This is a genomic window from Streptomyces sp. NPDC002669 (assembly GCF_042889165.1).
Taxonomy (GTDB): Bacteria; Actinomycetota; Actinomycetes; order Streptomycetales; family Streptomycetaceae; genus Streptomyces.
In genome coordinates, this window is sequence record NZ_JBIAQQ010000002.1 from 68,400 (window position 1) to 80,736 (window position 12,337).

Below are 12,337 nucleotides of genomic sequence, written 5' to 3' on the forward strand. Positions count from 1 at the left end.
TAGCCTGCCGGAGGCCGTGCGAGAGACAGAGGAGGTGGTACCCGTGAACGAATCGACATGGGTGCTCCCCTCCGGGGTCACGGTCGGGCGATAGGTCGTCGCCCGGGAGCGCCGCTCTGGAGCACTCCCGAAAGGCACGACCGTGCAGTTCACTTCCGAACGACGCCTCGACGACGGCGTCCTCGAACGCGAGTTCACCCTCGAAGAGATCCCCGGCATCCTGTGGACGCCCGCATCCGTATCCCCGCCCACGTCCGCATCCGCACCGGTGCCGCTGGTCCTGCTCGGCCACCCCGGCGGGCTGCGCAGGATGTACCCCCGGCTGGTGGACCGGGCCCGGCACTCCGCGGCGGAGGGCTTCGCCGCGGCCACCATCGAACTGCCCGGAAGCGGCGACCGGCCCCGTTCCGCCGTCGCCGAGCAGGCCCGCGCCGATCTGCGCCGGGTGCTGGCTGCCGGTGAGCCGGTCGGCGACGAGATCGTGGACCGGCTCGTCCTCCCGCTGGTCGAACAGGCGGTCCCGGAATGGCAGAAGACCCTGGACGCCCTTCTCGCGCTGCCCGGGATCGGCGGCCCGGTCGGGTACTCGGGGGGAGTGATCGCCATCGGTACCCGGCTGGCGGTGGTCGAGCCGCGCATCGCGGCCGCCATCCTGTTCGCCGGGAGCTTCGTGCCCCGGGTCCTGTTCGAGGAGGCCCGGCAGGTCACCATCCCGCTGCACGTCCTGCTCCAGTGGGACGACGAGGGGAACGACCGGCAGTCGGCCCTGGACCTGTTCGACGCCTTCGGCTCCGAGGAGAAGACGCTGCACGCCAACATGGGCGGGCACACCGGCGTCCCGCAGTTCGCCGGGGACGCCGCGGCCCGGTTCCTCACCCGGCACCTGAAGTGAGACCGGGCCGCGGACTGTAGGCGGCGGCGCCGGCCGGAACGCCGCCGAAGCCGTTCGGCCCGGGTGGGCCCGAGGCCCGCCCGGGCCCACGACGGCGCTCCGGTCCCGGCCGGCGCGGCTCAGTCGGTGATGTACCAGTTGTCCTTGAGGTACTCCAGGGTGCTGCTGCCGATCTCGCTGTCGGAGAAGGTGACGGAGGACTTGACCGAGTCGGCCGGCATCTCGAACTTGTCGGGCGTGACCATGGTGACGCGCTGCGGGTCGACCGTCGCGGTTTGCAGGGCCTTCTTCTGCGTGGGCGAGATCATCCGGAACGTCACGAGGAACGTCGACGTGCACGGGCCGAATCCCTGGTCCTCCGCCTGCTTCGCGGCGGGCCCGGCCACCTCGCAGACCGTGTCGATGTCCTCGCGGCCCACGGCTCGGAGGTACTGCTCGTACCGCTGGATCGCGCCCTCCTTCGTCCGGGGCGCGGACCGGTCGCCGGTCGGCGGCTTCTCGGCCGGGGCGGACGCGGACGGCTCGGCCGACGGCTCCTCGGCCCGCGCGGACGCGGACGGCTGCGAGGACTTCTCCGGTTTCTCCCCCGCCTCGTCCCCCGACTTCTCCGGACCGCAGGCGCACGCTGCCAGGGCCACACCGACCATGACCGCCGTGCTCATCAACGTCCGAGCTTTCATTCCGTACCTTTCACCGGCCGACAACACGTCAAGAGGTCACGCAGGATCCGGGAGAACGGTTCCCTGGCCGACGCGGCCCCCGGCACCGTGCCCGACGCACCGGCCGACGAAATGGAGTCCCGGACTCCTGCCCGTCGGCGCTTGACCCTGCCACTGGCGGCAGGGTCGGACGATCACGGCATGAACACCGACACCACACCGCGGCCCGGCAGGGTCGTCGTCGTCACCGGGGCCGGCACCGGGATCGGCCGGGCCACCGCACGGGCCTTCGCCGCCGAGGGGGCCCATGTGATCGCGGTCGGCCGACGGGCCGAACCGCTCGACGGGACCGCCGCCGGTCACGGGCGGATCACCCCGCTGACCGCCGACATCACCGCCGAGGGAGAGCCCGGGCGGATCATCCGCACCGCACGGGAACTGCACGGCCGACTGGACGTGCTGGTCAACAACGCCGGCATCGTGCGCAGCGGAGCGCTCGGCGCCCTCGCACCGGAGACGATCGCCCCGCAGATCGCCACCAACCTGGTCGCTCCCGTCCTCCTCTCCCAGGCGGCGCTGCCCCTCCTGGAGGCGGTCGGCGGGGTGATCGTCAACGTGAGCACATCGGTGGGGCAGCGGGCCTGGCCCGGCAACTCGCTCTACGCGTCGACCAAGGCCGCGCTGGAGCTGCTGACCCGCAGCTGGGCGGTCGAGCTGGCGCCCCGGGGCATCCGGGTGGTCGCGGTCGCCCCCGGGGCGATCGACACCCCGATCGGCGACCATCAGGGCCTGACACCGGAACAGAGGACCGCGGTGCGCCGTTGGCAGCTCGCCCACACCCCGCTGGACCGTATCGGCCGGCCCGAGGAGGTGGCCTGGGCCATCACCCGGCTCGCCTCGCCCGACGCGTCGTTCGTCACCGGAGTCGTGCTCCCCGTCGACGGCGGGGCGGTCGTGGCGTGATAGGAGTGACGCCGGAGGTGGAGCGGGTGAGGATCGGCGAACTGGCCGGGGCGACCGGGACGACTCCCCGCGCCCTGCGGCACTACGAGCAGGCCGGGCTGATCGCCTCCGAGCGGGCCCACAACGGCTACCGCGTCTACGACGAACGGGCGGTGGTGCGGGTCCGCAACATCCGCCACCTGCTGACCGCCGGACTCACCCTCGACGACGTGCGGGCCTTTTCGTCCTGCCTGGACGGCGACGTGGCCGCCGCACCGCCGTCGGACGAGGGCCTGCGCATCGCGTCGGAACGGCTGGCGGTCATCGACGAACGGATCGCCGCCCAGACCGAGGCCCGCGACCGGCTGGCAGCCGCACTCCGCGAGAAGACCCGGGAGAGGGCCGGGCAGCGAATCGGGGCGGAGCCGCCAACGGCCCCGCCCGGCAAGCCCCTTCGGGGCGAGGCACCGCTCAGCGCACGCCCTCCCACAGGAGCCGTTCCTGTGCGCGCGGGTCGCTGACCGGACCGGTCGCGGCCGGGGAGGCGAAGGCCATCGTGGTGCGGGTCGTGGTGTCGTACGCCGTCCAGCCGGGGTTCCCCGTCCGCGCGAAGGAGACCCACGCCCGGTGCATGGTGTCCGCGAGGGCCTGGGGCGGGCGGGGGCCGAGCAGCGGCGCGTAGGACGGGTCGTCGAGACGGTCGAAGACGAAGGGCAGTTCCAGGGCGTGGCAGGCGCCGAGGGTGCGGTCGAACCGGGGGGAGCGCCAGCCGAACTCGTACAGGTACGAGTTCGGCACGGACTCGGCGAGGCGGACGGCGGGGATGCGGTAGAACCAGTCGGTCGCCACCGCGGCGAGCAGCTCGCCGGGCGAGGCGCCGGGGCGGGCGGCCCGGTAGACGGGAAGGGCCGTGGCCGGATCGAGGCCGTAGGCCGAGGCCCCGGCGAGGAGCGCGGACTCGGGCAGGGCGCGGAGGAGCCCGGTCGGGGCCAGGAAGAGGCGGTACTCCTCCGCGTTGCTGCCGATCAGGAGGTCGACGCCGCAGTCGGGGCCGGGCAGCGCGAGGGCGGGCCGTACCGGTTCGAAGGGCATCAGGTTGAGCACCGCCTCGCCCCAGCGGGCCGGATCGGGGTCGGCGCTCACCTCGGCGCGCAACTCCGCCTGGGCCGGGAGGAGTTCCGGCAGCGGGACGGCCGCGAGGGCCTCCGGCGTCGGCTCGACGCCCAGTTTCTCCGCCAGGCGGGCCGCCACCAGCGCGGCCGACGACGGGCGCAGGAAGTGGTGGCAGGCCCCGCTCTGCAGGATCGCCCTGCGGAACAGGCCCCGGGCCGCCCCGGTGGTCAGGAGCATGCCGATGCTCATGGCGCCCGCCGACTCGCCGAAGACCGTCACCCGGTCCGGGTCGCCGCCGAAGAAGGCGATGTTGTCCCGGATCCAGCGCAGGGCGGCGATCTGGTCGAGCAGCCCCCGGTTGTCGGGGCGGCCGGGAAGGCGCAGGAAACCGTCCGCCCCCAGGCGGTAGTTGAGCGTGACGCAGACGACCCCGTCGCGGGCGAAGGCGCTCCCGTCGTACCCGGACGTCGACCCCGACCCGTTGGTGAACGCCCCTCCGTGCAGCCACACCATCACGGGCAGGCCGGCGCCCGGCTCCGGGGCCGGGGTCCAGACGTTGAGGTTCAGGCAGTCCTCCCCCTCGATGCGGTTGTCCGGGACGAGGACGTCGAAGGGCGGGGCATAGGGGGCGTGCGGCGCCGTCGGGCCGTGGGCCGTGGCGTCGCGCACGCCCGTCCGGGGCTCGGGCGGGAAGGGCTCCCGGAACCGCCGCGCGCCGAAGGGCGGCGCGGCGTACGGGATGCCGAGGAAGGACGCCACCCCGTCGGGGGCGGTACGGCCGCGGACCGCCCCCTGCCGGGTGTCGCACACCGTCATGCCGACAGCACCTCCAGCAGCGCCGCGCGGAACTCCTCCGGGCGTTCGAGGTGGACCGCGTGCCCGGCGTCGGCCACCGCGACCTCCCGCACCGTTCCGCCCGCATCGGCGTAACGGCCCAGGGCGTGACGTGTCTGCGCCACCATCGGCTGTGCCGGTGTGCCGTCCCACCCCGGCACGGCACCGACCGCGCCCAGGTGCGCCAGGTCGAACATCGAGGTGTCCGAGACGATGACGTCGTCCTCGCCCCGTATCCACAGCACCGGCGGCTTGGGGTCGATCAGGTGCAGGTCGTCGATGCGGAAGTGGGTCGGGGCGAGGCAGTTGAGCACACCGCGCGTGCCGGGCGCGATCCCCGGCCAGTCGGCGGACGTCCTGCTGTCGCCCGGATAGTGGTCGTCCCCGGTGCGCGTGGTGAGCATGGACTCGACGTACGCGTCCTCGTGCTCGGGGCGCAGCGGCGGTTTGACGTAGCAGGAGGCCAGGACGGCGCGCGGCGAGAGCGCGGACTCCTCGCCGCGGTCGCCCCGGGCCAGCAGCCGCACGAACTCGGGGTTGGCCGTCCCGCCGCCCGATCCGGCCCCGTCCGCGGAGTTGAGGATTCCGTCCACTTCGCGCGTACCGCCGAAGCCGTAGGGGGAGACCGGGTTGACCAGGGTCAGGGAACGGACCCGGTCCGGGTGGTCGCGCAGGTACTGCATGACCACGCCGCCGCCCATGGACCAGCCGACCAGGTGCGCCCGGTCGATCCGGAGCGCCGTGAGCAGCGCGGCGAGGTCGTCGGTGTAGTCCCGCAGGCCCCGGGTGGCGTCCACGGGCAGCGGGTCGGTGCCGCCGAAGCCGCGCAGGTCGACGGCGAGGGGGCGGTAGCGGTCCGGCAGGCCGTTCAGGGTGGTGTGCCAGAACGCGGAGGAGGAGACGTTGCCGTGGACGAAGACGACGGCCTCGCCCTCGTCCCGGGCCTCGGTGATCTGCTGGGTCAGCCGGTCGGTGGCGATCCGGCGGGTGCGGAGCGTGTTCATGTGCGGGTCCTTCAGGACAGCCAGGCGGCGACCTGGGCGACGGCCGAGGAGTTCCAGCCCAGTTCGAGGTGGTTGGCGCCGAGGACGGTCTCCCTGCCGCCGACGGTGGGGATGCCCGTGGTGTCGAGCGCGCTGTCGATGAAGACGACACCGTCGCTGGGCCCGCGGTTCTCGTTGAAGATGCCGAGCACGTCCGGTGATCCGCCGGCCAGCAGGTACGTCGGGACCGAGGCGGGCACCCCGGCGTCGTGCAGCGGCTTCACCAGCGAACCGGCGTCGATGGCGGCCTGGATGCCGCTGCCGGCGGTGTAGAAGCCCTGGCCGCCGTAGTACGTCGTGTACCAGTCCTGGGCGGCGCCGTCGACTCCGTACTTCCCGTCCCAGCGGGCCAGCATCTGGCGCTGACCGGGGTAGTTGTCGTACCCGCCGGAGGGCGTCATGGAGAACTCCGGACGGGCCGTGTACTGCCCGTAGCAGGTCATGTGGGAGTGCGGGGAGGGGGCGTTGACCTTGCCGCCGCACTCCGGCCAGACGGAGAAGTCGTGGGCCCAGCCGTGGGCGTAGGGGTAGTCGTAGCCGCCGTTCGGACCGCCGAGGGTGATCAGCCGGCGCACGTCCCCGGCGTAGGCCCGTCCCCAGCCCGGCTTCACGGACGACACGTAGGCGCGGGTCGACATCTCGCCCTTGCTCCAGCCGACCAGGTCCACCTTGTCCACGCCCAGCTTCGCCTTGATGACGGCGATCGCGTCACCGACGATCTGCGCCTGCATGAGGTTGTCGCCCTGCTTGTGCGCGAAGCCCACGGCGAAGACCCGGTGACCGCGCGCGGAGAGGTACTGCATCAGCCCGGTGGACGGGCAGGCGAGGGCGCCGCAGCCGTAGCCGCCCGACTCGCCGGGGTTGGCCCAGGCCCGGTCCGCGGTGTCGTTCGCGCCGTGCACGAGGAGGACGGGCGTGGTGCGGCTGCCGGTGTTCCAGCCGGGGGCCGAGTAGAGCAGGAACCGGTCCGAGGAGGGGCGGGTCACGCCGCCGAAGTACGTGACGCGCTTGCCGTCCTGGTCGCCGCGGCCGTCCGAGGGATAGCCCTCGGCACGGAACCCGGTGGTCGTGTCGCGGTAACGCTCGACGCTCTCCCAGCCGTTGGTGACGGTGCCGGTCCCGTAACCCGCCTCGCGGGTGAGGTACGGGGGCGGCGTGGCGGAGGCGGCCGTGGTCGCGCCGCTCGCGGTGGTGTGCGGGACCACCACGGCCGCCGCGACGACTCCCGCCACCGCCATGACCCGGGCGGCGCGCAGCCGCCACCGGTGCCCCGGACTCCGTCTGTCGGCCATGCCCAGGCCCCTCCCGTTCGTGCGCCCGCGGCGCGTCGCCCGATGCCGCCCCGGCACCGGGTGTGCACACGCTAGGCGGACGGACGGGCAACGGGGCATGTGGGCGCACCACACAAAGGAAAGGGCGTACATGGTCGGCGACTTCACTACCGGGCCCGTACCCTCCCCGCGCCGAGCGGCGGGACGGGGGCGGCGGGACGGGCGCCGGGGCGGGGCGGTGGGACGGGGCGTCACGTGGGAGACGATGGTGGCGGGCGCGGCGTCATGACGGAGAAGCCTTCGTCCGGGTGGGGGTTTCCGCGGGCCACGACGTCAGGGGGAGCGGATGGACATCGTCGAGCGGGAGCTGACCGATCCCTGGGAGGGCGTTCTGTTCGCTCCCGCCCGCGGCAGTGACGTCGGCGTTCTGGTCCTGGCCGGGTCCAGCGGGCGCGTCGAGCGCGAGCGGGCGCGGCTCCTCGCCCGGCAGGGCTTCACGGCCCTGGCGATCCGCTGGTTCGGCGGGCCCGGGCAGCCCCCGGGAATCTGCGAGGTCCCCCTGGAGACCTTCACCGCCGCCGTCGGCCTCCTCCGGCTGGGCGGGGCGCGACGCGTCGGAATCCTCGGCACCTCCAAGGGTGCCGAAGCCGCCCTGCTCACGGCGGTGCGCGACCCGCGTGTGGACGTGGCCGTCGCGCTGTCGCCCGCCTCGCGGGTCCGGTGCAACGTCGGACCCGGCCACGACGGGGCGCACCACCCGTACCGCTCGTCCTGGACCTGGCGGGGGCAGCCGCTGCCCTTCGTACCGATGGACGACTCCTGGACCTCCCCGGAGCCGGACGGCGGCCCCGTCGCCATCCGCGGCTGGTACGAACTGAGCGAGCGGACCTTCGCCCGCTCGCTCCCGGCCGCGGAGATCCCGGTGGAGTCGGCCGCGGCCGATCTGGTCCTGGTCGCGGGCGGGGACGACGCGATGTGGCCGTCGCTCCCCTGCGCCGAGCGACTGGCCCGGCGGCGGCGCTCCGCCGGGGCGACCGTGCGCCTGATCACCCACGCCGACGCCGGTCACCGACCGCGCCTTCCCGGCGAGGGCCCGGCAGCGGCGTCCCCGCGCTTCGAGCACGGGGGCACCCCCGAGGCCGATGCCCTGCTGGGCCGGGCCGCATGGCCCCACATCCTCGACGCACTCGGCGGCAAGGGGCCATCGACGAGGTCGCTCCGGGAATCCGGTTGACGGCGGCCGGAGAATTTCCGGCATGGGAACGGACATCAACGGCTTTGTCGAGTGCCGGGCTCGGCGGCTCCACGAGGACGGTGAGGAGTCGGTCTGGCATGCCGCCATCGACCTCTTCCTCCTCAACATCATCCGGAACTACGACGCGTTCGGCTGTCTCTTCGGGATCCGCAATTACGCCGGCTTCCGCCCTCTGGCCGAGGAGCGCGGGCTGCCGCCGGACGCGTCGGACGGGGTCCGGGCGGAACTGGCCCGGTGGTCGGACCAGGTCTTCGGCACCACCTGGATCACCTGGGCCGAGCTGAAGGCGACCGACTGGACCGAACCGGCGGAGAACACCGACAGCCGGCTCCATCAGTACCGGCGGACGGCCGACGGCCTGGAGTACGTGGGCAAGTCCGCGTGGTCCAGGCAGTTCGCCGAAGCCGTCGGCCTCCCCGAACAGGAGAGGGGGCGGCCACGGACCTGGCCCGAGGGAAGCGAGTGGCACATCGGCGACACCGTCTACCGGTCCGAGCGGATGAGCCGCCGCGATGCCGTCGAGGACCGCGGGGAATGGGCGCCGGTCTGGACGGTCATGGAGACGCTCGCCTCGCAGCACGGGGACGACAACGTCCGGCTCGTGGTCTGGTTCGACAACTGAAGGGAGGCGGGTGGCGTGTCGGGGCCGGATGAGGTCTGGCGGCTGCTGGGGCAGGACGGGTTGATCGGGGAGATCGTGGTCGAGGGGGGCGACTTCCCCTGGCTGTCCGGCCGTTTCGCGGCAGCCCCGGCGTTCGCCGCGTGGAAGCCCCTGTTCGACCGTGAGCTCGCGCTGATGGAGGCGGAGGAGTGGGACGAGTGGGAGGCGGCCACCGCCGAGATCCACGACAACCTGAGCCTGGCCGCGCCGGGCGGGCCCGTCGCGGAGTTCCTGCTCCACATCGAGGGCGACCGGGCGTGGTTCCGCTGGAACGCCGAGCCGTTCGAGTAGCCCTCGCCCCGCTGCCGGGGGCCTGACCACGCAGCGGAGGGACGGTGTCCCGGCCGATGGGCGGTGCCCGGTCGGGCGGTCCGGTACGGCCCCGTCCGAACGCCCGGCCGGGCACGTACCGGAACGGTCGGTGACCTCCTCGCGAGATTTGGGGTCCTCAAGGCCTTCCTGCATACCCCCCAGGGGTATATAGTCGTGATCGTCGTCCTGAAGGGGCAACGCCAAAAGACGCATCACACCCATGGAGATGTCATGAGGAACCACACCGCTCACGACCAGGCCAACCACGGCGACCACGGCAACCACCAGGGCCACGGTGGCCACCACGGCCACGGCGACCACAGTGCTCACGGTGGTCATGGGGACCACGGTGCTCACGGCGGAGGCCGGCCCGGCGGTCTGTCGGTCTCCGAGAACGGCTACACCCTCGAATTCGACTCGACGATCCTCGCCGCCGGCACCCGGCGGATCGGCTTCCGGGTGATCGGCCCCGACGGGTCGGCGGTGACCGAGTTCGTGCCCGAGCACGAGAAGGAACTGCACTTCATCGCCGTCCGGCGCGACACGTCCGGGTTCCAGCACGTGCACCCGGTGCGGGACGGGAAGGGCGCCTGGAGCGTCGAGCTGACCCTGGAACCGGGGGACTGGAGATTCTTCACCGACATCCACCCGGCCGGCCACGACGGGACCATGACGCTGGGGATCGACGTCGCCGTCGCCGGGGCGTACGACCCGAAGCCGCTCCCCGAGGCCACCGGGGTCGCGCAGATCGGCGAATACACCGTCGCGCTCGACGGCGAGCTGCTGCCCGGCGAGGCGAGCGAACTGACCCTCACCGTCAGCCGGAACAACCACCCCGTCACCGACCTGGAGCCCTACCTGGCCGCGTACGGGCACCTGGTGGCACTGCGGGTCGGCGACCTGGGCTACCTCCACGTCCACCCGGAGGGCGAGCCCGGTGACGGCGTGACCGCACCCGGCCCCGAGATCGCCTTCATGGCCGTCGCGCCCTCGGCCGGCACCTACCGCCTGTACCTGGACTTCCAGCACGAGGGCGTCGTACGGACGGCCGAGTTCACGGTACGGACCGCCACGGCCGCCCACCACCAGGACCCGGCCCCCCAGGCCGCGCCCGAGCAGGGCAGCCACCACGGCCACGCGCACCACGCCCACCATGCGCACCACTGACCGCATGGGCACCACTGATCGGCTGCTGCGGCAGCCGGCCCGGCCGAGGGCCACCCGCCCCGGCACCCGCCCCGCACCGGAAGGAGCGTCATGCCACGCCTGACCCGACTCACACCCGACACGGCGGTCGGAGCCTCGCGCGACCTCCTCGCCGACCTGGTCTCCCGCCATGGCCAAGTCGGTGACATGGTCTCCACGATGGCGCACTCGCCGGCCGTACTGGGCGGATACCTCCAGCTCAGCCGGGCCATGGGACGAGCCAAACTCGACCGCGGGATCAGCGAACGGATCTCGATCGCCGTCCAGGCGCTCCAGGGATGCGGGCTGTGTCTCGACGCGCACGTCGGTGCCGCCCGCGCCATGGGCGTGGACGAGGAGGAGATCGAGCGGGCCCGCACGGGCACCTCGGCGGATCCCGCGATCGCGGCGATCATCGCCCTCGCCCTCCAGATCCACCGCGAACCGACGTCCATCACCGACGAACAGGTCGACGCCCTGCGTGAGCACGGCTACAGCGACCGTGCGATAGCCGATGTCGTCGGCGTCGTCGCACTGAACGTCCTCACCGGCGCCTTCAACCTGCTCGCCGGTCTCACACCGGGGAGCGACACCGGTGAGTGAAGACACCCCCGCCTGTATCCGCGGGACACGGTCCCCACCCCGGGGCCGTGCCCCGCCGCATGGAAACGGAAGGAACCCGCCATGCGTCTGTTCGCCATCCGCGACTACCGCCACATGTTCGGCGCCCAGGTCATCGCCCTGTTCGGTACCGGGCTGACCACGGTGGCCCTCGGCCTGCTCGCCTACGACCTCGCCGGCCCGAACGCCGGCATGGTGCTCGGCACCGCCCTGACCATCAAGATGGTCATGTACGTGGTCATAGCCCCGCTGGCCGCCGCGTACGTCGACCGGCTCCCCCGAAGAACCCTCCTGGTCCTCCTCGACGTGGTCCGGGGCGCGGTGGTCCTGGCACTGCCGCTGGTCACCGAGGTCTGGCACATCTACGTCCTGATCGGCCTGCTCCAGTCCGCCTCCGCGGCGTTCACCCCGACGTTCCAGGCCGTCATCCCCGACATCGTCCCCGACGAGTCCGACTACACCAGGGCCCTGTCCGCCTCCCAGGTCGCCTCCACCATGGAGAGCCTGCTCAGCCCGGTGCTGGCAGCCGTCGCCCTGACGTTCATGAGCTTCGACCGGCTGTTCCTGGGCACCTCCGCCGGATTCATCGCCTCCGCCCTGCTCGTCCTGGCGACCCGCATCCCGGACGCCCGCCCCAGCACCCACACCAAGGCGTGGGACAAGGCGGCAGCGGGGATCAGGACCTTCCTCAGGACGCCGCGGCTGCGCGGCATCATGGCGCTCAACCTCGTGGTCGCGGCGGCGGGTTCGATCGTCGTCGTCAACACCGTCAACTACATCCGTGACGAGCTCGGCGGCTCCCAGTCGGACGTCGCCTGGATGCTCGCGGCCTCCGGCACCGGAACCCTCCTGGCCGCCCTCGTACTGCCCCGCGTCCTCGACCGGGTCGCCGCCCGCACCATCATGACGACCGGCGCCGGCGTCCTCGTCGGCGGCACGACCGCCGCGGTGGCGCTCATCGCGGCCGACCTCGCCACCTGGACCGGTACGGCGATCATCTGGACCGTGATCGGCATCGGCATGGCACTGATCATCACCCCGACCGGCAAGGTCCTGCGCGCCTCCGTCGGACGGAACGAGATCCCCGAGGCGTTCGCGGCCCAGTTCTCGCTGTCGCACCTGGCCTGGTTGATCACCTACCCCATCGCGGGATGGCTCGGCACGAACGCCGGCTTCACCCTCGCCTGGTCCGTCCTCGCGGTCCTCGCCGGTGCGGGCGCGATCGGCGCCCTCCTCCTGTGGCCGCGCCACGACGGGCGGGGAACCGCCGTGACCGGCCCCGCGACGCTCGTCCGGCACATGCCCGGCAAGGACCGGTCCACCCTGTCCAAGGCCGCGTGAAGTGCCGGGTGCGGCGCTCCGGCGCCCGCGCCGTGCCCTGCACGCGCCGCCGCCCGGACCCGGGGGGGGGGGGGGGGGGGGGGGGGGGGGGGGGGGGGGGGGGGGGGGGGGGGGGGGGGGGGGGGGGGGGGGGGGGGGGGGGGGGGGCGGGGCGGGGGGGGGGGGGGGGGGCGGCCGGCGGGCGGGCGCGGGGCCCGCGGCGGGGCGG

12 protein-coding genes and 1 pseudogene are annotated in these 12,337 nt (G+C 73.3%); 9 read left to right on the forward strand and 4 right to left on the reverse strand.

The window, feature by feature from the left end; genetic code table 11:
- Positions 1 to 142: 142 nt before the first annotated feature.
- Entirely contained in the window at positions 143 to 892 is a 750-nt protein-coding gene (locus tag ACFYW1_RS02725) for a dienelactone hydrolase family protein (protein ID WP_388985978.1), read from the forward strand.
- 119 nt (positions 893 to 1,011) lie between these two features.
- Here the strand turns inward: ACFYW1_RS02725 and ACFYW1_RS02730 are convergent, their stop codons facing one another.
- A complete protein-coding gene (locus ACFYW1_RS02730) occupies positions 1,012 to 1,554 on the reverse strand; it encodes a hypothetical protein (protein ID WP_388985980.1) in 543 nt (180 codons plus the stop codon).
- Positions 1,555 to 1,752: 198 nt separating this feature from the next.
- Between ACFYW1_RS02730 and ACFYW1_RS02735 the strand changes: the two genes are divergently transcribed.
- Entirely contained in the window at positions 1,753 to 2,514 is a 762-nt protein-coding gene (locus ACFYW1_RS02735) for an SDR family NAD(P)-dependent oxidoreductase (RefSeq protein WP_388985981.1), read from the forward strand.
- A 26-nt stretch (positions 2,515 to 2,540) separates the two neighbouring features.
- Positions 2,541 to 2,894 (forward strand): annotated as a pseudogene (locus ACFYW1_RS02740) (MerR family transcriptional regulator); the annotation flags it as partial.
- A gap of 70 nt (positions 2,895 to 2,964) precedes the next feature.
- Here ACFYW1_RS02740 and ACFYW1_RS02745 read toward each other — a convergent pair.
- From ACFYW1_RS02745 to ACFYW1_RS02755, 3 genes are read right to left on the reverse strand one after another with little or no spacing between them, the layout of a single operon-like run.
- Positions 2,965 to 4,422 (reverse strand): carboxylesterase/lipase family protein, encoded by a 1,458-nt coding sequence (locus ACFYW1_RS02745; RefSeq protein ID WP_388985983.1) that lies wholly within the window; start codon positions 4,420 to 4,422, stop codon positions 2,965 to 2,967.
- Positions 4,419 to 5,444, reverse strand: a complete 1,026-nt coding sequence (locus ACFYW1_RS02750) for an alpha/beta fold hydrolase (protein WP_388985985.1) — start codon at positions 5,442 to 5,444, stop codon at positions 4,419 to 4,421. Before ACFYW1_RS02750 ends, ACFYW1_RS02745 begins: the two co-directional genes overlap by 4 nt.
- A gap of 11 nt (positions 5,445 to 5,455) precedes the next feature.
- A complete protein-coding gene (locus ACFYW1_RS02755) occupies positions 5,456 to 6,775 on the reverse strand; it encodes an esterase/lipase family protein (RefSeq protein WP_388985987.1) in 1,320 nt (439 codons plus the stop codon).
- A 325-nt stretch (positions 6,776 to 7,100) separates the two neighbouring features.
- Here ACFYW1_RS02755 and ACFYW1_RS02760 point away from each other — a divergent pair, with 325 nt between their 5' ends.
- From ACFYW1_RS02760 to ACFYW1_RS02785, 6 genes are all read left to right on the forward strand, one after another.
- Positions 7,101 to 7,988 (forward strand): acyl-CoA thioester hydrolase/BAAT C-terminal domain-containing protein, encoded by an 888-nt coding sequence (locus ACFYW1_RS02760; protein ID WP_388985989.1) that lies wholly within the window; start codon positions 7,101 to 7,103, stop codon positions 7,986 to 7,988.
- A gap of 22 nt (positions 7,989 to 8,010) precedes the next feature.
- A complete protein-coding gene (locus tag ACFYW1_RS02765; RefSeq protein WP_388985991.1) occupies positions 8,011 to 8,631 on the forward strand; it encodes a hypothetical protein in 621 nt (206 codons plus the stop codon).
- A 15-nt stretch (positions 8,632 to 8,646) separates the two neighbouring features.
- Positions 8,647 to 8,961, forward strand: coding sequence for a hypothetical protein (locus tag ACFYW1_RS02770; protein WP_388985993.1), 315 nt, complete (start codon positions 8,647 to 8,649; stop codon positions 8,959 to 8,961).
- 252 nt (positions 8,962 to 9,213) lie between these two features.
- Positions 9,214 to 10,149, forward strand: a complete 936-nt coding sequence (locus tag ACFYW1_RS02775) for a hypothetical protein (protein WP_388985995.1) — start codon at positions 9,214 to 9,216, stop codon at positions 10,147 to 10,149.
- A gap of 90 nt (positions 10,150 to 10,239) precedes the next feature.
- Positions 10,240 to 10,770 carry a carboxymuconolactone decarboxylase family protein gene (locus ACFYW1_RS02780; RefSeq protein WP_388985997.1) on the forward strand — a complete coding sequence of 177 codons (531 nt, stop codon included), beginning with the start codon at positions 10,240 to 10,242 and terminating at the stop codon, positions 10,768 to 10,770.
- Positions 10,771 to 10,851: 81 nt separating this feature from the next.
- Positions 10,852 to 12,129 (forward strand): MFS transporter, encoded by a 1,278-nt coding sequence (locus ACFYW1_RS02785; protein ID WP_388985998.1) that lies wholly within the window; start codon positions 10,852 to 10,854, stop codon positions 12,127 to 12,129.
- Positions 12,130 to 12,337 lie beyond the last annotated feature (208 nt).

Coding starts and splice junctions, on each gene's coding strand:
- ACFYW1_RS02730 (WP_388985980.1), bottom strand. CDS start 1,554: ATGAGCACGGCGGTCATGGTCGGTGTGGCCCTGGCAGCGTGCGCCTGC.
- ACFYW1_RS02735 (WP_388985981.1), top strand. CDS start 1,753: ATGAACACCGACACCACACCGCGGCCCGGCAGGGTCGTCGTCGTCACC.
- ACFYW1_RS02745 (WP_388985983.1), bottom strand. CDS start 4,422: ATGACGGTGTGCGACACCCGGCAGGGGGCGGTCCGCGGCCGTACCGCC.
- ACFYW1_RS02750 (WP_388985985.1), bottom strand. CDS start 5,444: ATGAACACGCTCCGCACCCGCCGGATCGCCACCGACCGGCTGACCCAG.
- ACFYW1_RS02755 (WP_388985987.1), bottom strand. CDS start 6,775: ATGGCCGACAGACGGAGTCCGGGGCACCGGTGGCGGCTGCGCGCCGCC.
- ACFYW1_RS02760 (WP_388985989.1), top strand. CDS start 7,101: ATGGACATCGTCGAGCGGGAGCTGACCGATCCCTGGGAGGGCGTTCTG.
- ACFYW1_RS02765 (WP_388985991.1), top strand. CDS start 8,011: ATGGGAACGGACATCAACGGCTTTGTCGAGTGCCGGGCTCGGCGGCTC.
- ACFYW1_RS02775 (WP_388985995.1), top strand. CDS start 9,214: ATGAGGAACCACACCGCTCACGACCAGGCCAACCACGGCGACCACGGC.
- ACFYW1_RS02780 (WP_388985997.1), top strand. CDS start 10,240: ATGCCACGCCTGACCCGACTCACACCCGACACGGCGGTCGGAGCCTCG.
- ACFYW1_RS02785 (WP_388985998.1), top strand. CDS start 10,852: ATGCGTCTGTTCGCCATCCGCGACTACCGCCACATGTTCGGCGCCCAG.